Raw genomic sequence first — 17,650 nt, 5'->3', positions numbered from 1 at the left:
CCCTACGGGCGGGTACTCTCGACGCGATATGAGCACCGAGAACCTCCCCCAGAGCCCCGAGCAGCCGCCTCGCAAACCGCGTGTGGCCGTCGTGTTCGGCGGGCGCAGCTCCGAACACGGGATCTCCGTGGTGACCGCCGGCGCCGTCCTCGCGGCCATCGACCGGACGAAGTACGACGTCCTGCCGATCGGCATCACCCAGGACGGGCGCTGGGCGCTCACCGCCGACGAGCCGGAGCGCATGGCGATCACCGAGCGGCGCACCCCGAGCGTCGACCAGCTCGCCGAGTCGGCCGAGGGCGCCGTGGTGCTCCCCGTCGACCCCGCCAACCGCGAAGTCGTCTACAGCGAACCCGGCTCCGTGCCCAAGGCACTGGGCGAGGTGGACGTCGTCTTCCCCGTGCTGCACGGCCCCTACGGCGAGGACGGCACCCTGCAGGGCCTGCTGGAGCTGTCCGGCGTGCCGTACGTCGGCTCGGGCGTCCTCGCCTCGGCCGTCGGCCAGGACAAGGAGTACATGAAGGCGGTGTTCGCCTCCTACGGGCTGAAGGTCGGCCCGTACACGGTGATCCGGCCGCGCGAGTGGGAGCGGGACCGTTCCGGCGCCCGCAGGAAGATCGTGGACTTCGCCGGCGAGCACGGCTGGCCGCTGTTCGTGAAGCCCGCCCGCGCGGGCTCCTCCATCGGCATCACCAAGGTCGACGACCTCGCCGGACTCGACGAGGCGATCGAGGAGGCCCGCCGTCACGACCCGAAGATCCTGGTCGAGGCGACCCTGCGCGGCCGGGAGATCGAGTGCGGGGTGCTGGAGTTCGAGGACGGCCCCCGGGCCTCCGTCCCCGCCGAGATCCCGCCGCCCTCGGCGCACGCGTACTACGACTTCGAGGCCAAGTACATCGACTCCACGCCCGGCGTCGTGCCCGCCCCGCTGACGCCCGAGGAGACCGCCGAGGTCCAGCGCCTCGCCGTCGGGGCGTTCGACGCGGCCTCCTGCGAGGGGCTGGTGCGCGCGGACTTCTTCCTCACCGAGGACGGCGAGTTCGTGATCAACGAGATCAACACGATGCCCGGCTTCACGCCGATCTCGATGTACCCGAAGATGTGGGAGGCCACCGGCGTCGACTACGCGGAGCTGGTGGACCGACTGGTCCAGGCGGCGCTGCGGCGGTCCACGGGCCTGCGCTGACCCGCGACGCGCCCGGCCGTCTCAGGAGGCGATCCCCTCGGGGATCGCCTTCTTCACGGCCGGGGCGAGGTCGACCAACGGCGCCATCCCGTTCCCGGCGCGGTCCTTCGGGATCGTCACCTCGACGTACGCCTCACGCAGCGTCGTGGTGAACCGGAAGGCCCCGTCCTTCTGTTTCTGCAGCTGCCACCCCACCCCGTCGACCTCGACCCCGTCGGCCTCCGGGTCGCTCATCTCCGCGGGTCGTTCCACCCCGCAGCGCAGTATGATCAGCGGGTTTCCCCAGCCCGCCGTCAACGCGGAGGCGGGCTCGGGATCCTCACGGTTCAGGCCGTCCACCGTCGACGGCAGCGCCTTGTCCAGGTTCTGGCACAGCTCGGTGACCTTCGCGTCCGGGCTGGGAACCGCCGCCGGCACGCTGTCGTCTGCCGAGGAGCAGCCTGCGGCGGCGATCAGCAACGCGAGAGCGGGCAGGCGGAGGCGCCGGTGACGGTAGGAGTTCACCGGCCCAGCGTAGACGGGGGCTAGAGATGGACGACCGGGCAGGTCAGGGTGCGGGTGATGCCGTCCACTTGCTGGACCTTGGCGACCACCATGCGGCCCAGCTCGTCGACGGTGTCGGACTGGGCGCGGACAATGACGTCGTAAGGTCCCGTCACGTCCTCGGCCTGGATCACTCCAGGGATCTTGCTGATCGTCTCGGCGACGGCCGACGCCTTGCCGACCTCCGTCTGGATCAGGATGTACGCCTGTACCACGAAACCTCCAGGGCGGCCACGAGGATCATGTGGGGAAAAGGAACGCCACGGTATCGCGTCGTCGCTCTCCGCGGGGAGACCCGCGGGACGCCGGGCCCGCGCGCCGGGGTGGTGTGATGACACGAGTTGACGACCGCGCCGACCGTGACGACGGTCACGACGACCGTAACCAGGACCGGGATGACGCGCGACCGGGCACGGACGGCAGAAGGGGAGCAAGGCAATGAAGGGCACTGTTGGTGAGCTCGGGGAGTTCGGGCTCATCAGGGAGCTCACCTCCCGTCTCACCTCCACCCCGGCGGTCCGGGTCGGCCCCGGCGACGACGCCGCGGTGGTCGCCGCGCCCGACCGCCGGGTCGTGGCCAGCACCGACATCCTCGTCGAGGGGCGGCACTTCCGGCGCGACTGGTCCACCGCGTACGACGTGGGCCGCAAGGCGGCGGCGCAGAACCTCGCCGACATCGCCGCGATGGGCGCCGTGCCCACCGCGCTGCTGCTCGGCCTGGTCGTACCCGCCGAACTCCCGGTGACCTGGCCGACCGAGCTGATGGACGGACTGCGCGACGAGTGCCAGGTCGCGGGCGCCTCCGTGGTCGGCGGCGACGTGGTGCGCGGCGACACCATCACCGTGTCCATCACCGCCCTCGGCGACCTGCGCAACCAGGAACCCGTCACCCGGGGCGGCGCCCAGCCCGGCGACCTCGTCGCGGTGACCGGCTGGCTCGGCTGGTCCGCGGCCGGTTTCGCCGTGCTCTCCCGCGGCTTCCGCTCGCCGCGCGCCTTCGTCGAGGCCCACCGGCGCCCCGAACCGCCGTACCACGCGGGCCCGGCCGCCGCGGGGCTCGGCGCCACCGCGATGTGCGACGTGAGCGACGGACTGATCGCCGACCTGGGCCACATCGCCGAGGCCAGCAAGGTCAGGATCGACATCCGCTCCGGGCAGATCGACATCCCGTCCCAGATGAACGACATCGGTCAGGCCGTCGGCGTGGACCCGATGCAGTGGGTGCTCACCGGGGGAGAGGACCACGCGATCGTGGCGACCTTCCCGCCGGACGTGAAGCTGCCCGCCCGCTGGAAGGTCATCGGCGAGGTCCTCAACCCCTCGGCGCTGCCCCAGGTGACCGTCGACGGGGCGCCCTGGACCAGCAAGGGCGGTTGGGACCACTTCGGCGGGGAGGTCGAGGCGTGACGCCGCCCCGGGTCCTCACCGTGGCCGGATCCGACTCCGGCGGCGGCGCCGGCGTCCAGGCCGACCTGAAGACGATGCTCGCTCTCGGCACGCACGGCATGAGCGTGCTCACCGCCGTCACCGCGCAGAACTCCCTCGGCGTGCAGGGCGCCTGGGAACTGCCCGTGGCGGCGGTCCGGGCCCAGTACCGCAGCGTCGTGGACGACATCGGCGTGCAGGCGGTCAAGACCGGGATGCTCTCCTCCGCCGAACTCGTCGAGACGGTCGCCGAATTGATCGCCGGCACCGACGCCCCGGCCGTCGTCGACCCGGTCGGCGTCTCCAAGCACGGTGACGCGCTGCTCGCCGCCTCCGCCCTGGACTCCGTACGCACCAAGCTGCTGCCGGTGGCCACCGTCGCCACGCCCAACCTCGACGAGGTCGCGCAACTCACCGGCGTCCGCGTCGAGTCCGACGCCGACCTGCGCCGGGCCGCTGCCGCCGTGCTGGAGTTCGGCCCGCGGTGGGCGCTGATCAAGGGAGGACACCTGTCCGGCGACGCCGTGGACCTGCTCACGGACGGCTCCGAGGAGCACTGGCTGCGCGCCCCGCGCCTCGACAACCGGCACACGCACGGCACGGGCTGCACCCTCGCGTCGGCCGTCGCCTGCGGCCTGGCCAAGGGACAGTCCGTGCCCCAGGCGGTGACGGCCGCCAAGGAGTACGTCACCGGCGCGATCGCGGCCGGATTCGCGCTCGGCGGCGGCATCGGCCCCGTGGACCACGGCTGGGAGCTCGGGCGGCTCACGCCCCCGGCGTGAGGCCGACGAGCGAAGAGGCCGACGGCGGTGCGGTCCGGGAACCCGGTACGCAAGTGCCGGGGAGTCCGGGCACGGCAAAAAGCCGACCCACCGAAGTGGGCCGGCTCAGTGCAGCGGACCGGACAGTGGCCGCGCGCTCAGCTGACGCGTCAGCGCGAGACCTTGCCGGCCTTGATGCACGAGGTGCAAGCGTTCACGCGCTTCGGCGTCCCGCCGACCACAGTACGTACGCGCTGGATGTTCGGGTTCCAGCGACGGGGCGTACGGCGGTGCGAGTGCGAGATGTTGTTGCCGAAGCCCGGCCCCTTGCCGCAGACGTCGCAGTTGGCAGCCACGGGTCACTCCAAAGACTTCAGATGCACTTACGGTTGATCCCGGCATGCCGGGACAGGATCTCGAGCGCGAACGGTCCGTGATCTGAGTGGCGGTGCCAGGGGGAGAGCCCGATCGGATCGGGCAACCGGAGCAGCATACAACGGCTGCTCCCGTACAACGAAACTACCACGGCGGTTCAGCGGTCCGTCCCCGGCCCTCTTCCGGCGGGCACTCCCGCGGGGTCTACGCTGCCTGCCACGTCCAGCAGCTCAAGGAGGCGCAGGTGGCGCAGGTGCCGCAGAGGTTCTTCGACGCTCTGGCGGTGCGCACCTGGTGCGGCCTGTCGCTGCGCGCGCTCGGGCGGGCACGCGAGGAGATCGACGCCATCAACGTCTACCCGGTCGCGGACGGGGACACCGGCACGAACCTCTACCTGACCGTCGAGTCCGCCGTCGCCGCCGTGGAGGCGGTGTTCGCGGCGCACGAGGTCGGCCGGGCGCCGGACACCGGCCGGCCCGTGGACCCCGCGGGGCCGGCCGCCGGGCCCACGCTGGCCGACGCCGTCGGCGCCATGGCGCACGGGGCGCTGATCGGCGCCCGGGGCAACTCGGGAACCATCCTGGCCCAGCTGCTGCGGGGCCTGGCCCAGGTGCTCGCCGGACAGGGTGAGACCGCTCACACCGACGGCCCAAGCCTGCGGCTGGCCCTGCGGCACGCGGCCGACTCCGCCCGGCAGGCCGTGGCCCACCCGGTCGAGGGCACCGTCCTCACGGTCGCCTCGGCCGCCGCCGACGCCGCCGGGAGGGCCGAGGGCGACTGCGCGGCCGTGGCCCACGCCGCCTACGAGGGCGCCCGCGCGGCGCTCGCCGGGACCCCCGGACAGCTGCCGGTCCTGGAGCGCGCCGGAGTGGTCGACGCCGGGGGGCGCGGCCTGGTGACCGTGCTCGCCGCTCTGGTCGAGACGTTCACCGGGCAGACGCCGGCGGCGGGAGCGGCGACCGTGCCGCACGCGCGCGTGGAGACCGCCGGGCAGGAGAGCGCGGGGCAGGAGACCGCCGGGGAGTGCCCCGCGGCGGACGGTCCCGCCTTCGAGGTGATCTACCTCCTGGAGGCCGAGGACACCGCCGTGGCGCGGCTGCGGCAGCGGCTCGACGCCCTCGGGGACTCACTCGTCGTGGTCGGCGGCGACGGACTGTGGAACGTCCACGTGCACGTCGACGACGCCGGCGCCGCCGTGGAGGCGGGCGTCGAGGCCGGCCGGCCGTACCGGATCCGGATCACCCACTTCGGACACGGCGACGCGCACACCACCGGCACCGAGCGCCCGCCGCGGGAACGGGCCCAGCGCGCCGTCGTCGCCGTCGTCCCCGGCGAGGGCCTGGCCGGGCTGTACACCGGGGCCGGCGCCACCGCGGTGCTCGCGCGCGCCGGGGAGCCGCCCGCGAGCGGGGAGCTCGTCCAGGCCCTGCGGCGGGCCCACGCGCGCGAGGTCGTGCTGCTGCCCAACGACGCCGAACTGCGCCAGACCGCCGCCGCGGCGGCCGAGCAGGCCCGTACCGAAGGCATCCGCGTCGCCCTGATCCCGACCCGCTCCGCGGTCCAGGGCATCGCCGCGCTCGCCGTGCACGAACCCGAGCGGCGCTTCGACGAGGACGTCGTGGCGATGACCTCGGCGGCCGGCGCCACCCGCTACGCCGAGGTCACCGTCGCCGAGCACCGGTCCTGGACCACGGCCGGCATCTGCCAGGCCGGTGACGTCCTCGGCCTCATCGACGGCGACGTGGCCGTGATCGGCGCGGACGTCACGTCCGTCGCCGCCGCCGTGCTGGACCGCATGCTCGCCGCGGGCGGCGAACTGGTCACGCTGGTCCTCGGCGACGACGCCCCCGAGCCCCTCGCCGAGCTCCTGGAGGCCCGGGTCCGCGAGGCCTACCTCGCCGTCGACACGGTCGTCTACCGGGGCGGCCGGCAAGGGGCGCTGCTCCTGATCGGCGTGGAGTAGCGCGCCCCTTTCCGGACGGGGTGGGCGGCATTGTCAGTGGCGTGGTGTGCAATGGATCTCGTGCCCGCACTGCAAGAACCCCTGAAGAAGGTGCTCGGCCCCGCCACCGCGAAGGTGATGGCCGAGCATCTCGGCCTGCACACCGTCGGCGACCTCCTCCACCACTACCCCCGCAGATACGAGGAGCGCGGCCAGCTCACCCACCTCGCCGACCTCCCCATGGACGAGCACGTCACGGTGGTCGCCCAGGTCGCCGACGCCCGCCTGCACACCTTCGCCTCGTCCAAGGCCCCGCGCGGCAAGGGACAGCGCCTCGAAGTGACCATCACGGACGGCAGCGGCCGCATCCAGCTGGTCTTCTTCGGCAACGGCGTCCACAAGCCCCACAAGGAACTCCTGCCGGGCACGCGGGCGATGTTCGCGGGCAAGGTCTCCGTCTTCAACCGCCGCCTCCAGCTGGCCCACCCGGCGTACGAGCTGCTGCACGGCGACACCGACGACGGGGACGAGCCCGTCGAGTCCTGGGCGGGCGCCCTGATCCCCCTCTACCCGGCCACCGCCAAGCTGGAGTCCTGGAAGATCGGCAAGGCGGTCCAGACGGTTCTGCCCAGCGCCCAGGAGGCCGTCGACCCCCTCCCGGACTCCCTGCGCGAGGGCCGCGGCCTGATCCCCCTGCCCGAAGCCCTCCTGAAGATCCACCGCCCGCACACCAAGGCGGACATCGAGGATGCCCGCGCCCGCCTGAAATGGGACGAGGCCTTCGTCCTCCAGGTCGCCCTGGCCCGCCGCCGCCACGCCGAGACCCAACTCCCCGCGGTCCCCAGGAGACCGAGCCCCGACGGCCTGCTGACGGCCTTCGACGACCGCCTCCCCTTCACCCTCACCGACGGCCAGCGGAAGGTCTCCCGCGAGATCTTCGACGACCTCGCCACCGACCACCCGATGCACCGGCTGCTCCAGGGAGAGGTCGGGTCGGGCAAGACGCTGGTCGCCCTGCGCGCCATGCTCGCCGTCGTCGACTCGGGCGGCCAGGCCGTCCTGCTGGCCCCCACCGAGGTGCTCGCCCAGCAGCACCACCGGTCGGTCGTCGAGATGATGGGCGAGCTGGCCGAGGGAGGCATGCTGGGCGGCGCCGAGCACGCCACCAAGGTGGTGCTGCTCACCGGCTCGATGGGCGCCGCCGCCCGCCGCCACGCCCTGCTCGACCTGGCCACCGGCGAGGCCGGCATCGTCATCGGCACGCACGCGCTGATCGAGGACAAGGTGCAGTTCCACGACCTCGGCCTGGTCGTCGTCGACGAACAGCACCGCTTCGGCGTCGAGCAGCGCGACGCCCTGCGCGGCAAGGGCAAACAGCCTCCGCACCTGCTCGTCATGACCGCCACGCCCATCCCGCGCACCGTCGCCATGACCGTCTTCGGCGACCTCGAGACCTCCGTCCTGGACCAGCTCCCGGCCGGCCGCTCACCCATCGCCAGCCACGTCGTCCCGGCCGCCGACAAACCGCACTTCCTGGCCCGCGCCTGGGAGCGCGTCCGCGAGGAGGTGTCCAACGGCCACCAGGCGTACGTCGTCTGCCCGCGCATCGGCGACGAGGACGAGGACCCGAAGAAGAAGGGCAGGCCGCCCGCGGACGACGCCGAGAAGCGGCCCCCGCTCGCCGTCCTCGACGTCGCCGAGCAGCTCGCGAAGGGCCCCCTCCAGGGCCTCGGGGTCGAGGTGCTGCACGGCCGCATGCACCCCGACGACAAGGACGCCGTCATGCGCCGCTTCGCCGCCGGGGAGACCGACGTCCTGGTCGCCACGACCGTCATCGAGGTCGGCGTCAACGTCCCCAACGCCACCGCGATGGTGATCATGGACGCCGACCGCTTCGGCGTCTCCCAGCTCCACCAGCTGCGCGGCCGCGTCGGCCGGGGCTCCGCACCCGGCCTGTGCCTGCTGGTCACCGAGATGCCCGAGGCGAGCGCGGCCCGGCAGCGCCTCAACGCCGTCGCCGGCACCCTCGACGGCTTCGAGCTCTCCCGCATCGACCTCGAACAGCGCCGCGAGGGCGACGTCCTCGGCCAGGCCCAGTCCGGCGCCCGCACCTCCCTGCGCGTCCTCGCGGTCATCGAGGACGAGGAGATCATCGCCGAGGCGAGGGAGGAGGCGGCAGCGGTGGTCGCCGCGGACCCCGGACTGACGAGCCTCCCCGGCCTGCGAACGGCCCTGGACGCCCTTCTGGACGAGGAGAGGGAGCAGTACCTGGAGAAGGGCTGAGGGGCAGTGCCCGAAGGGGCGCGGAACCGCGCCGATACGCGGCTCCGCCGCGTGGGCGCGAGAAGCGCGACGAATCCGCGGCCGTTCCACGACGCAGGGCATCCCCGGCCTCCGCCTGCCAGACTGAACCCACGAAGCCCCACGACCAAGGACCCAAGATGACCCGCGTGATCGCCGGCAAGGCCGGCGGACGTCGCCTGGCCGTTCCGCCCGGGACCGGCACCCGCCCCACCTCCGACCGCGCGCGCGAGGGCCTCTTCTCCACCTGGCAGTCCCTGCTCGGCGGCCCCCTGGACGGCGAACGGGTCCTCGACCTGTACGCCGGGTCCGGCGCCGTCGGCCTGGAGGCACTGTCCCGGGGCGCGGGGCACGTCCTGCTCGTCGAGGCCGACGCCCGCGCCGCCCGCACCGTCCGGGACAACGCCAAGTCCCTCGGCCTGCCCGGCGCCGAGGTCAGGGCGGGCAAAGCGGAACAGATCATCCGCACCCCGGCCCCGGCCGAGCCGTACGACATCGTCTTCCTCGACCCGCCGTACGCCGTCTCCGACGACGATCTTCGGGAGATCCTGCTCACACTCCGTACGGAGGGGTGGCTCACCGGGGAAGCGCTCGTCACCGTGGAGCGCAGCACCAGAGGCGGGGAGTTCGGCTGGCCCGACGGCTTCGAGGCGATCCGGTCCCGTCGTTACGGCGAGGGAACGTTTTGGTACGGTCGCGCCGCCTCTACGTGCGAAGACGCACGATGACCGGACCGGAGAGCGAGGGAACTCAAGTGCGCCGCGCCGTCTGTCCCGGGTCGTTCGACCCGATCACCAACGGACATCTCGACATCATCGCCCGGGCCTCCAGCCTCTATGACGAGGTCTACGTCGCGGTGATGATCAACCAGGCCAAGAAGGGCCTGTTCGAGATCGAGGAGCGGATCGACCTCATCCGCCAGGTCACCGCCGAGTACGGGAACGTCCGCGTGGAGTCCTTCCACGGCCTCCTCGTCGACTTCTGCAAGCAGCGTGAGATCCCGGCCATCGTCAAGGGCCTGCGCGCGGTCAGCGACTTCGACTACGAGCTGCAGATGGCCCAGATGAACAACGGCCTCTCCGGTGTGGAGACCCTCTTCATCCCCACCAACCCCACCTACAGCTTCCTGTCGTCCTCCCTGGTCAAGGAGGTCGCGACCTGGGGCGGCGACGTCTCCCACCTGGTGCCGCCGCTGGTCCTCGAAGCGCTCTCGGAGCGTCTGAGGAAGGACTGAGCGCGCCCCGCACGCTCCCCGCGCAGCCCCCGGAGACTGACATCCCGTCACCCGGTGTCCCCACGACACCCCAGGGTCGTACAGTCGTCCCGTCCGTCTCCAACACAGCTGTAGAGAGTGGCGAGCACACGGTGGACGTGCAGAAGAAGCTCGACGAGATCACCGCGATGGTCTCCGGCGCCCGCGCCATGCCCATGTCGGCCTCGTGCGTGGTCAACCGCGCCGAGCTCCTCTCGATGCTGGAGGAGCTGCGCGCCGAGCTCCCCGGTTCCCTCGCCCGGGCCCAGGAGCTGATCGGCGACCGCGACCAGCTGGTCGAGCAGGCCCGCCAGGAGGCCGAACGGATCATCGAGAGCGCGCACGCGGAGCGCGGCTCCCTGATCGCCGACACGGAGGTGGCCCGCCGCTCCCAGGCCGAGGCCGACCGGATCCTCGCCGAGGCCCGCCAGGAGGCCGAGGAGATCCGCGCCGAGGCCGACGACTACGTCGACTCCAAGCTCGCCAACTTCGAGGTCGTCCTCACCAAGACCCTCGGCTCCGTCGGCCGGGGCCGGGAGAAGCTCCTCGGCACCGGACCCGGCCTCGACGAGAACGGCTACGCGGACGAGGACGCCCCCGAGCGCAGCCACGACCCGGAGACCTTGCGCCGCGACGCCGACACCTACGTCGACACCAAGCTCGGCGCCTTCGAGGCGGTCCTGGCCAAGACCCTGGAGGCCGTCGGCCGCGGCCGCCAGAAGCTGCACGGCCGGATCGCCACCGACGACCTCGGCGCCCTCGCCGACGACCTCACCACCGTCCAGCACTCCAGCGACGCCGACTACCTCGCCGGCCTCGCGGCCCTCCCGGACACCCCCGCCGAGCAGCCCCGGCAGCGGGAGTACGGCGAGCAGCAGCCGGCGGCGGCACAGGCACCGGCCGTACCGGAGATGCCGTCGCAGCAGCCGACGTACGGCTACGCCCAGCAGCCCGACCCGTACGGCGGCTACCAGCAGCCCTACGGCAGCGGGCAGGACGCGTACGGCTACCAGCAGCAGACCGCCGACCCGTACTCCCCCACCTCCGGCTACGCTCCGGCGGGAGAGGCCCCCTTCCAGGGCTACGACGCCCAGCAGCCGGCCTACGACGCCCAGGGCTACGCCGAGCCCCAGCAGTCCCCGCAGCTGCCGCCGGCCCAGCCGCATACCCAGCCGCAGACCCTCGACGAGACCAGCCTCTTCGACACCAGCATGATCAGTGCCGAGCAGCTGAGGGCCTACGAGCAGGGCCGCGGGCTGTAGGGCCTGGCACCGGCCCCGGGGCCGATTGGGCCGAGAGCGAAAGGTCCAGTATCCTGGCTCTTCGGTCGCGCGTACGTCCGCGATCAACGCTGCCCGGGGACACCGCAGGGCGGCGTTCCCCAGCTCGAAGATCGAAAGCAGGAATGGCTCTGAACGCCCGCCTCGACCACCGAAACCCTCTCGTGTTCGACACGCACGAGCTGGGACGGCGTCCTGGTGCGCTGCAGCGCCTGAACCGCACGGTCGACGCTCCCCGGGACCTCGGTATCGCGGGAGTCATCGGAGTGCCGGAAGGCGCTCCGGTGGAGCTCGAGCTCCGGCTCGAGTCGGTCATGGAAGGGGTGCTCGTCACAGGCACCGCCCGTGCCAAGGCCGAGGGGGAGTGCGTAAGGTGTCTGGAGCCGCTGGAGCAGCAGCTCGAAGCGGACTTCCAGGAGATGTTCTCGTACCCTGACGCCGACGACCGTGGCCGTGTGAAAGCGGAACCGGCCGACGACGCCGAGGAAGACGAGGACAGGCTCTTCCTCGAGGACGGCCTGTTCGACCTCGAACCCGTGCTGCGTGATGCGGTGGTGCTCGCACTGCCGATGCAGCCGGTGTGCCAGGAAGACTGCCAGGGTCTGTGCTCCGAGTGTGGAGTACGCCTGTCGGACGACCCGGACCACCACCATGACGCCGTCGACATCCGTTGGGCGGCTTTGCAGGGACTCGCCGGTTCACTCGAAGACGGCGAGAAGGACGAGATGAGCGGCGCCGAACCGGGCGTCGACGAGAAGCAGGAGAAGTAGCCGTGGCTGTTCCGAAGCGGAAGATGTCGCGCAGCAACACGCGCCACCGCCGGTCGCAGTGGAAGGCTGCGGTCCCCACCCTGGTTGCGTGCGAGCGCTGCCACGAGCCCAAGCAGCAGCACATCGCGTGCCCGTCTTGCGGCACTTACAACAAGCGCCAGGTCCTCGAGGTCTGAGCGGCTGGTGAGAGGCACTGTGTCAGTCCCCAAGAAGGCGGATGACGCCAAGGCGGACTCGTCCGCCAAGAAGAAGGCGGACACCCAGGCCTCGTCCCACACGCTTCTGGAAGGGCGGCTCGGCTATCAGCTCGAGTCCGCCCTTCTGGTGCGTGCGCTGACCCACCGTTCCTACGCGTACGAGAACGGCGGTCTGCCGACGAACGAGCGGCTGGAGTTCCTCGGTGACTCCGTCCTCGGCCTCGTCGTCACGGACACGCTGTACCGCACCCACCCCGACCTGCCCGAAGGCCAGCTGGCCAAGTTGCGGGCCGCGGTGGTCAACTCGCGTGCGCTGGCGGAGGTGGGCCGCGGGCTCGACCTCGGTTCCTTCATCCGGCTCGGCCGCGGTGAAGAGGGCACGGGCGGCCGGGACAAGGCGTCCATCCTCGCCGACACCCTCGAAGCGGTGATCGGCGCGGTCTATCTCGACCAGGGCCTCGACGCGGCCTCCGAACTGGTGCACCGCCTGTTCGACCCGCTCATCGAGAAGTCCTCCAACCTCGGTGCCGGCCTGGACTGGAAGACCAGCCTCCAGGAACTCACCGCGACCGAAGGGCTCGGCGTCCCCGAGTACCTGGTCACGGAGACCGGCCCGGACCACGAGAAGACCTTCACTGCTGCCGCCCGCGTCGGAGGCGTCTCGTACGGCACCGGCACCGGCCGCAGCAAGAAGGAGGCGGAGCAGCAGGCCGCGGAATCCGCGTGGCGGTCCATCCGCGCCGCGGCGGACGAGCGCGCCAAGGCCACGGAAGCCCCGTCGGCCGCGGACATCGTCGCCGAGCCGAACACCGACGCACCGTCGTCGGCCTCCGCCTGACCACACCACAGCACAGCACGACCCGAGCGCCCGCCCCAGCCCCGGGGCGGGCGCTCGGGTCGTCCACCGGACCGTCCGAGGGGAAGCCATGCCCGAGTTGCCCGAGGTCGAGGTCGTACGGCGCGGCCTGGAACGCTGGGTCGCCCACCGGACCGTCGCCGACGCCGAGGTGCTGCACCCGCGTGCGGTACGCCGGCACATCGCCGGCGGCGACGACTTCGCCCAGCGCCTGAAGGACCACCGCATCGGCACACCCAGCCGCCGCGGCAAGTACCTGTGGCTGCCCCTGGAGGACACCGGCCAGGCGGTCCTCGCACACCTCGGAATGAGCGGCCAACTGCTGGTCCAGCCGCACGAGGCACCGGCCGAGAAGCACCTGCGCATCCGCGTCCGCTTCGCCGACAGCCTGGGCACGGAACTCCGCTTCGTCGACCAGCGCACCTTCGGCGGCCTGTCGCTGCACGACACCACCCCCGACGGACTGCCCGACGTCATCGCGCACATCGCCCGCGACCCCCTCGACCCGCTCTTCGACGACGAGGCGTTCCACCTGGCACTGCGCCGCAGGCGCACCACCGTCAAACGGGCCCTGCTCGACCAGTCGCTGATCAGTGGCGTCGGCAACATCTACGCGGACGAGGCCCTGTGGCGCTCCCGCCTGCACTACGAACGCCCGACGGCCACCCTCACCCGGCCCCGCACCGCCGAACTCCTCGGCCACGTCCGGGACGTGATGAACGCGGCCCTCGCCGTGGGCGGCACCAGCTTCGACAGCCTGTATGTCAACGTCAACGGGGAGTCCGGCTACTTCGACCGCTCGCTCGACGCGTACGGACGCGAGGGCCTGCCCTGCCGCCGCTGCGCGACGCCGATGCGCCGCCGGCCGTGGATGAACCGCTCCAGCCACTTCTGCCCGAAGTGTCAGCGCCCGCCGCGCGCCGTGTCCTGACCCCGCGGTCCTAGCCCCGCGCGTCGTACCGCTCGCGCGAGGCGAGCACCTCGTCCATGCGCCCCTCCAGGCACTGGATGAGCGCGATCAGCCGCCCGGCCACCTCGCGTCCCAGCGCGGTGAGTTCGTAGTCCACACGCGGCGGGTTGGTCGGCTGGGCCTCGCGGTGCACCAGACCGTCGCGCTCCAGCGCGTGCAGGGTCTGGGACAGCATCTTCTCGCTCACGCCGTCGACACGGCGCCGCAGTTCGTTGAAGCGGAAGGAACCCTCGTACAGCGCGCCGAGTGTCAACGCGCCCCAGCGCCCCGTGACGTGCTCCAGGGTGTCGCGCGAGGGACAGGCCCGGGAGAAGACGTCGTACGGGAGACCCCGCTCCTCCGCGCGCTCCTGCGTGGTCGACATGTCACCAGCGTACGTGAGCACAGCGCCGCCCCGCAGAGCGCGCCCCCTCCACGACAGTGCCCCCGGCGCGTCGTTCAGTAGCCGAAGAAGTGCGGGAGCACCTCTCTGACATGCGGCTTTGTAAGCGATCAACGCTGTGACCTGCTGCTGAGTCGTCAACGGTTGTCAGCGTTGGTCGTCCTTGTGCGCCCTCGCACGGCCCGGAGACGGCCCGAGACTCTCGCTGGGGGATGATCTCCCTGGAGGGGTGCTAGTGGAAATGCTTGAGCTGATGGAGTGGCTGGCCGAGCGGGGAGTCACGACCGTACTCAAGGTCGACGGTGACCGCATGACCGAGCACAGGAAGGCATGGATGGTCATCGTCAGTGGTGGCCCGCTTGGCGATGACTCGTTCTTCCGCGCTGACCTGACTACAGCCGACGGGTGCCTCGACTCCTTGCTCGCTCATTTGAAGGGAAAGGGTCTGTCACCTTTCAAGTGAACAGACACCCGAGTGACGTTACGGCGACGGCATCATGGTCGTCATGGATGCGGGGATAGCTGCCGTGCTGGGCGCGGGAGTGGGAACAATCGGCATGATCGTGACCGGCTGGACCGCAAGGTCAGCAACCAAGATGCAGATGCGCAACGACTCGCTACGTGAGCGCAGGGAGCCACGGAGAGCCTCCTATGAGGCGTTCTCATCCGCCGTTGCGGCGTTCCACGATCACTTGCATCCCTGGGTGCACTTTGGGCGGCTTCTCGACCGGTCGAGGACGTCTGGGGAGGAAACGAAACCCACCTCGTACCTGAAGCACAGCGAGTTCAAGGACGGTTACGTAGACCAGGCCATTGCGCTTGCTGACGACGTCAGCCGCTTCGGCCGGCACGTTGTCCTGGACGGACCGGCTGAACTTGAACCGTTCGTGACCAGGGTGACGGAGTTGTCGGGTGGCCTCGTTGCCCCATTTCGAATACTGCAGAGCTTCGCTCGCATCTCTGACGAGGTGGAGAACTCGATCGTTGCCTATGACACCTCGAAGTTCCCTGAGAAGCTCAAGCAGCTGGAACAAGGCGTTCGCGAGTTCCTCCAGCATGCGAGTACAGCGCTGGACCGTGACATCGCCAGTTGACCGAATGCGTCGGGCACGGCTGCTGAGCTCAACCCGACTCCGTGGCGGTGGGCATGATCCACAGGTAGAGCACCCACACCGACACGGCGGCCACCGACTGGCCCTTACACCTGGCCCAAAGATCCATGATGATCACCTTGCCCTTCGCGAGTCCGATCCGGATGGCGGACGACAGACGGGTGGCAGCAGTGGAGATCACACATGCAGCGATGAACGTGAACGGCTCGGGAGTCGAGTTCAACTCAGCAACCACTTGGATTGTCGCACGTGATCACGCGGTCGGTGGAGCGGCTTTGGGCTGGAGCTGCTTTGGGGCGAGTGATCATGGCCCCGTAAGCTTCCGGCGAGTCGGGCAGTCTGTGGACCTGCCCGTTAAAGCACGACGTTGGGGCCATGATCTTAGAGGCTCGCCCCAAAGTGGCTGCCTAAAGCCGTGGAGCCGGCCGCCCCAGCCATAGAGGGTTTCCCCATCCCATGCCCCCGCAGTCGCCTGCGCGCCGCCGGGCGGGGCCGCCGCTGGCGAAGACAGGGCGGCGGCCCCGCCGTACAGGCGGCGCGCTCCCGCGCCGTGCGCGGGGGCCTTGATGAGGTAGAGAAACCTGTAACTCGTGTTCTGGCGGGCTTGCAGCTTTCGGCTACGGGCGGTCGTTCTCTGCTTGCAGAGTCTTCAGCACAGATTCAGGGTCGCCGTTGTAGACGAGGTGAGGTTCGTCGGGCTTCGGGGCCACGAATCGCTTGCGGTAGCGGAGCAGGTCGCTTTCGGCGAAGTAGATCGAGTTGGGGTCGTCCTCGTGCCGGGCATTGCGCTTGCTCACGCGGGACCAGAGTTCTTCGTGGCTGGCCTCCAGATAGACGACCACCGAGATTCCGCCACCTTCGGTAGCGACTGATCGCCAGTGGGCGCGGTCTTCCGGGGTCCAGAAACCGTGGTCGACCACCACGTCGTGCCCGGCCTGGAGCTGCTCACGGAGTTGGATAGCGGTCTCTTCGAGGATCGGCCGCTCAAGGGTCGGAAACGTGCCGCGTGGGAAATCGACCCCGTACACCCCGTGTCGGCGGAACATCTCCTCGTCCGGGCAGAGCCTGAGGAACCCGCGGGCTGTCAGTGCGCGAGCCAGGGTCGTCTTCCCTGAGCCGGGAAGGCCGGCCATGAGGACGCAGAACGGCCGGCGAGTGCTGCCGGTGGCCGTCACGAGGTGACTTCCGATTCTGTCTGCCACGTACGGCCGGGGCCACCGAGGTCTACGCCGTACTCCACCACGGTGCCGTCGCTGTCGATGAACTTCGCCGTCATCACGACCACCGGCTCCTGCGGCGGATTCGTGGGCTCCAGCTCCAGGAGCTTCGCGTCCTCCGGGGTCAGCAGCCGCGCCGACGCGGTGTCGACCCGATGTGTGATTGGTCGGCCGGTGGCTTGCGCGATGAGTTGCAGCGACGTACCCCCGGTCAGTCGCTCACTGCTCGTGAGCTGCGGAATCAGCTCTCCGTATCGCACGGGAATCCACGAAGTGGAGTGCGCGACGATGCCGTGCCGGTCGCGGTAGACCCGGCTTCGCCGGATCACCTCCGAGCCGGGCTTGATGTCCAGCGCTTGAGCCACTTCTGTGGGCGCCGGCACCACTGCGGCCTGGTGCGAGTCGGACCGTTCACCGGTTCCCCAACTCGACCCCGTGCGGCGGCCTCGGTCCTGACGCTGAGCCCCTGAGGACATGGGGGCAGGGCGGTCCAGGACCTCGGTCCCGATCCCGTGAATGCCCCTGACAAGGCCCTCATTGCGCAGCTTCCGCAACGCCTTCTCGGCAGTCGCGGTGCTGACGCTCCACTCCTGCGAGAGGTTCTTGATGCTCGGCAGAAGCGTGCCCGGCTGTAGTTCGCCAGACGTGATCAGCTCCGCGTAGTGGGCGGCAATCTGCGCGTAGGGCGCTCGATTGTCTGCCTGGTCGGACATTGCGTCAGCTCCCTTGTATCGGTGGCTACTTCCCTAGCGTACCGCTTGACACCCTAAGGTGCCCTAGGGAACCTTAGGGATGTACCACCGCACGGATGAGTGAGACCCGGCACCAACTACGCCTGCCCAGGGACGGCGCCTCAACCGCCAAGAAGAACCGCCGCCCCTGGCTCCCTCGAAGGGAAGTCCCATCATGCCCGTGATGCCTGTTGGCTCGCACCCGGCACGGTTAACCGCCCCGCTGTCCCGCCGCGAAGACGCTGTGGTCGTTCCTTCTTCCTGCTGGGCCTGCGGCGCGTCGGGAGGTCTCGACTGGATCAACGTGAACGGCATCGGCGTTCTGGTCCACGGCCGGGGGCGCTGCCCGG

Annotated in this window: 21 protein-coding genes; 14 read left to right on the top strand and 7 right to left on the bottom strand. The window is 70.7% G+C overall.

All coding sequences use genetic code 11. The features are described 5' to 3' along the window. The first annotated feature begins 28 nt into the window (after window positions 1-28). Complete coding sequence (locus ACIRFH_RS20230) at window positions 29-1,186, top strand: D-alanine--D-alanine ligase family protein (protein ID WP_403522407.1); 1,158 nt, start codon at window positions 29-31, stop codon at window positions 1,184-1,186. A 21-nt stretch (window positions 1,187-1,207) separates the two neighbouring features. Here ACIRFH_RS20230 and ACIRFH_RS20225 read toward each other — a convergent pair whose 3' ends face one another. Together ACIRFH_RS20225 and ACIRFH_RS20220 are read right to left on the bottom strand one after the other, a co-directional pair. Further along, complete coding sequence (locus ACIRFH_RS20225; protein WP_403522406.1) at window positions 1,208-1,690, bottom strand: DUF3515 domain-containing protein; 483 nt, start codon at window positions 1,688-1,690, stop codon at window positions 1,208-1,210. 20 nt (window positions 1,691-1,710) lie between these two features. Beyond that, window positions 1,711-1,944 (bottom strand): Lrp/AsnC family transcriptional regulator, encoded by a 234-nt coding sequence (locus ACIRFH_RS20220; protein ID WP_077798922.1) that lies wholly within the window; start codon window positions 1,942-1,944, stop codon window positions 1,711-1,713. A 223-nt stretch (window positions 1,945-2,167) separates the two neighbouring features. On the opposite strand from ACIRFH_RS20220, the gene ACIRFH_RS20215 reads away from it, so the two are divergent. Both ACIRFH_RS20215 and thiD read left to right on the top strand, forming a co-directional pair. Next, a complete protein-coding gene (locus tag ACIRFH_RS20215; RefSeq protein ID WP_161166296.1) occupies window positions 2,168-3,136 on the top strand; it encodes a thiamine-phosphate kinase in 969 nt (322 codons plus the stop codon). Further along, a complete protein-coding gene (gene thiD, locus ACIRFH_RS20210; RefSeq protein ID WP_403522403.1) occupies window positions 3,133-3,936 on the top strand; it encodes a bifunctional hydroxymethylpyrimidine kinase/phosphomethylpyrimidine kinase in 804 nt (267 codons plus the stop codon). The genes ACIRFH_RS20215 and thiD overlap by 4 nt, the downstream gene beginning before the upstream one ends. Before the next feature lie 149 nt (window positions 3,937-4,085). Here the strand turns inward: thiD and rpmB are convergent, their stop codons facing one another. Next, the gene (gene rpmB, locus ACIRFH_RS20205; protein ID WP_004924906.1) at window positions 4,086-4,271 is read right to left on the bottom strand and encodes a 50S ribosomal protein L28; all 186 of its coding nucleotides are present in this window, start codon (window positions 4,269-4,271) and stop codon (window positions 4,086-4,088) included. Between the two features lie 263 nt (window positions 4,272-4,534). On the opposite strand from rpmB, the gene ACIRFH_RS20200 reads away from it, so the two are divergent. The 9 genes from ACIRFH_RS20200 (at window position 4,535) to mutM (ending at window position 13,819) form a co-directional block, all read left to right on the top strand. Further along, a complete protein-coding gene (locus ACIRFH_RS20200; protein ID WP_403522401.1) occupies window positions 4,535-6,253 on the top strand; it encodes a DAK2 domain-containing protein in 1,719 nt (572 codons plus the stop codon). 51 nt (window positions 6,254-6,304) lie between these two features. Continuing rightward, entirely contained in the window at window positions 6,305-8,515 is a 2,211-nt protein-coding gene (gene recG / locus ACIRFH_RS20195) for an ATP-dependent DNA helicase RecG (RefSeq protein WP_403522399.1), read from the top strand. After that, a complete protein-coding gene (rsmD, locus tag ACIRFH_RS20190; RefSeq protein WP_403522459.1) occupies window positions 8,512-9,261 on the top strand; it encodes a 16S rRNA (guanine(966)-N(2))-methyltransferase RsmD in 750 nt (249 codons plus the stop codon). The genes recG and rsmD overlap by 4 nt, the downstream gene beginning before the upstream one ends. Window positions 9,262-9,287: 26 nt before the next feature. Next, window positions 9,288-9,767 carry a pantetheine-phosphate adenylyltransferase gene (gene coaD, locus ACIRFH_RS20185; protein ID WP_210902217.1) on the top strand — a complete coding sequence of 160 codons (480 nt, stop codon included), beginning with the start codon at window positions 9,288-9,290 and terminating at the stop codon, window positions 9,765-9,767. Between the two features lie 131 nt (window positions 9,768-9,898). Further along, window positions 9,899-11,047: a cell division initiation protein gene (locus ACIRFH_RS20180; protein ID WP_403522397.1), complete on the top strand. Its 1,149-nt coding sequence runs from the start codon at window positions 9,899-9,901 to the stop codon at window positions 11,045-11,047. 143 nt (window positions 11,048-11,190) lie between these two features. Then, the gene (locus tag ACIRFH_RS20175) at window positions 11,191-11,835 is read left to right on the top strand and encodes a YceD family protein (RefSeq protein WP_403522395.1); all 645 of its coding nucleotides are present in this window, start codon (window positions 11,191-11,193) and stop codon (window positions 11,833-11,835) included. A 2-nt stretch (window positions 11,836-11,837) separates the two neighbouring features. Next, window positions 11,838-12,011, top strand: coding sequence for a 50S ribosomal protein L32 (gene rpmF, locus ACIRFH_RS20170; protein WP_003951102.1), 174 nt, complete (start codon window positions 11,838-11,840; stop codon window positions 12,009-12,011). Between the two features lie 7 nt (window positions 12,012-12,018). Then, a complete protein-coding gene (gene rnc, locus ACIRFH_RS20165) occupies window positions 12,019-12,870 on the top strand; it encodes a ribonuclease III (protein WP_403522393.1) in 852 nt (283 codons plus the stop codon). An 88-nt stretch (window positions 12,871-12,958) separates the two neighbouring features. Next, window positions 12,959-13,819 carry a bifunctional DNA-formamidopyrimidine glycosylase/DNA-(apurinic or apyrimidinic site) lyase gene (gene mutM / locus ACIRFH_RS20160; RefSeq protein ID WP_403522391.1) on the top strand — a complete coding sequence of 287 codons (861 nt, stop codon included), beginning with the start codon at window positions 12,959-12,961 and terminating at the stop codon, window positions 13,817-13,819. A 10-nt stretch (window positions 13,820-13,829) separates the two neighbouring features. On the opposite strand, the gene ACIRFH_RS20155 is transcribed toward mutM, so the two are convergent. Beyond that, window positions 13,830-14,222 carry a winged helix-turn-helix transcriptional regulator gene (locus ACIRFH_RS20155; protein WP_403522389.1) on the bottom strand — a complete coding sequence of 131 codons (393 nt, stop codon included), beginning with the start codon at window positions 14,220-14,222 and terminating at the stop codon, window positions 13,830-13,832. Window positions 14,223-14,481: 259 nt separating this feature from the next. Here ACIRFH_RS20155 and ACIRFH_RS20150 point away from each other — a divergent pair, with 259 nt between their 5' ends. Together ACIRFH_RS20150 and ACIRFH_RS20145 are read left to right on the top strand one after the other, a co-directional pair. Continuing rightward, window positions 14,482-14,703 carry a hypothetical protein gene (locus tag ACIRFH_RS20150; protein ID WP_403522387.1) on the top strand — a complete coding sequence of 74 codons (222 nt, stop codon included), beginning with the start codon at window positions 14,482-14,484 and terminating at the stop codon, window positions 14,701-14,703. A 43-nt stretch (window positions 14,704-14,746) separates the two neighbouring features. After that, window positions 14,747-15,334 (top strand): hypothetical protein, encoded by a 588-nt coding sequence (locus ACIRFH_RS20145; protein ID WP_403522386.1) that lies wholly within the window; start codon window positions 14,747-14,749, stop codon window positions 15,332-15,334. 28 nt (window positions 15,335-15,362) lie between these two features. Here the strand turns inward: ACIRFH_RS20145 and ACIRFH_RS20140 are convergent, their stop codons facing one another. The 3 genes from ACIRFH_RS20140 to ACIRFH_RS20130 form a co-directional block, all read right to left on the bottom strand. Then, complete coding sequence (locus ACIRFH_RS20140; protein WP_403522384.1) at window positions 15,363-15,533, bottom strand: hypothetical protein; 171 nt, start codon at window positions 15,531-15,533, stop codon at window positions 15,363-15,365. A 436-nt stretch (window positions 15,534-15,969) separates the two neighbouring features. Then, on the bottom strand, window positions 15,970-16,527 hold the full coding sequence (locus ACIRFH_RS20135) for an AAA family ATPase (RefSeq protein ID WP_403522382.1): 558 nt from the start codon (window positions 16,525-16,527) through the stop codon (window positions 15,970-15,972). Next, complete coding sequence (locus ACIRFH_RS20130; protein ID WP_403522380.1) at window positions 16,524-17,282, bottom strand: GntR family transcriptional regulator; 759 nt, start codon at window positions 17,280-17,282, stop codon at window positions 16,524-16,526. The genes ACIRFH_RS20135 and ACIRFH_RS20130 overlap by 4 nt, the downstream gene beginning before the upstream one ends. Window positions 17,283-17,650: the final 368 nt, after the last annotated feature.

The sequence above is a fragment of the Streptomyces sp. NPDC093586 genome (assembly GCF_044764905.1).
Classification (GTDB): domain Bacteria; phylum Actinomycetota; class Actinomycetes; order Streptomycetales; family Streptomycetaceae; genus Streptomyces.
The sequence above is the reverse complement of the archived record's forward strand: the minus strand, read 5'-3'. Positions and strand labels throughout refer to the sequence as shown.

Excerpts from the sequence above, each read along its gene's own strand:
- ACIRFH_RS20230 (WP_403522407.1), top strand. The coding sequence starts at position 29 with ATGAGCACCGAGAACCTCCCCCAGAGCCCCGAGCAGCCGCCTCGCAAA.
- ACIRFH_RS20215 (WP_161166296.1), top strand. The coding sequence starts at position 2,168 with ATGAAGGGCACTGTTGGTGAGCTCGGGGAGTTCGGGCTCATCAGGGAG.
- recG (WP_403522399.1), top strand. The coding sequence starts at position 6,305 with ATGGATCTCGTGCCCGCACTGCAAGAACCCCTGAAGAAGGTGCTCGGC.
- ACIRFH_RS20175 (WP_403522395.1), top strand. The coding sequence starts at position 11,191 with ATGGCTCTGAACGCCCGCCTCGACCACCGAAACCCTCTCGTGTTCGAC.
- mutM (WP_403522391.1), top strand. The coding sequence starts at position 12,959 with ATGCCCGAGTTGCCCGAGGTCGAGGTCGTACGGCGCGGCCTGGAACGC.
- ACIRFH_RS20155 (WP_403522389.1), bottom strand. The coding sequence starts at position 14,222 with ATGTCGACCACGCAGGAGCGCGCGGAGGAGCGGGGTCTCCCGTACGAC.
- ACIRFH_RS20150 (WP_403522387.1), top strand. The coding sequence starts at position 14,482 with ATGCTTGAGCTGATGGAGTGGCTGGCCGAGCGGGGAGTCACGACCGTA.
- ACIRFH_RS20145 (WP_403522386.1), top strand. The coding sequence starts at position 14,747 with ATGGATGCGGGGATAGCTGCCGTGCTGGGCGCGGGAGTGGGAACAATC.
- ACIRFH_RS20130 (WP_403522380.1), bottom strand. The coding sequence starts at position 17,282 with ATGTCCGACCAGGCAGACAATCGAGCGCCCTACGCGCAGATTGCCGCC.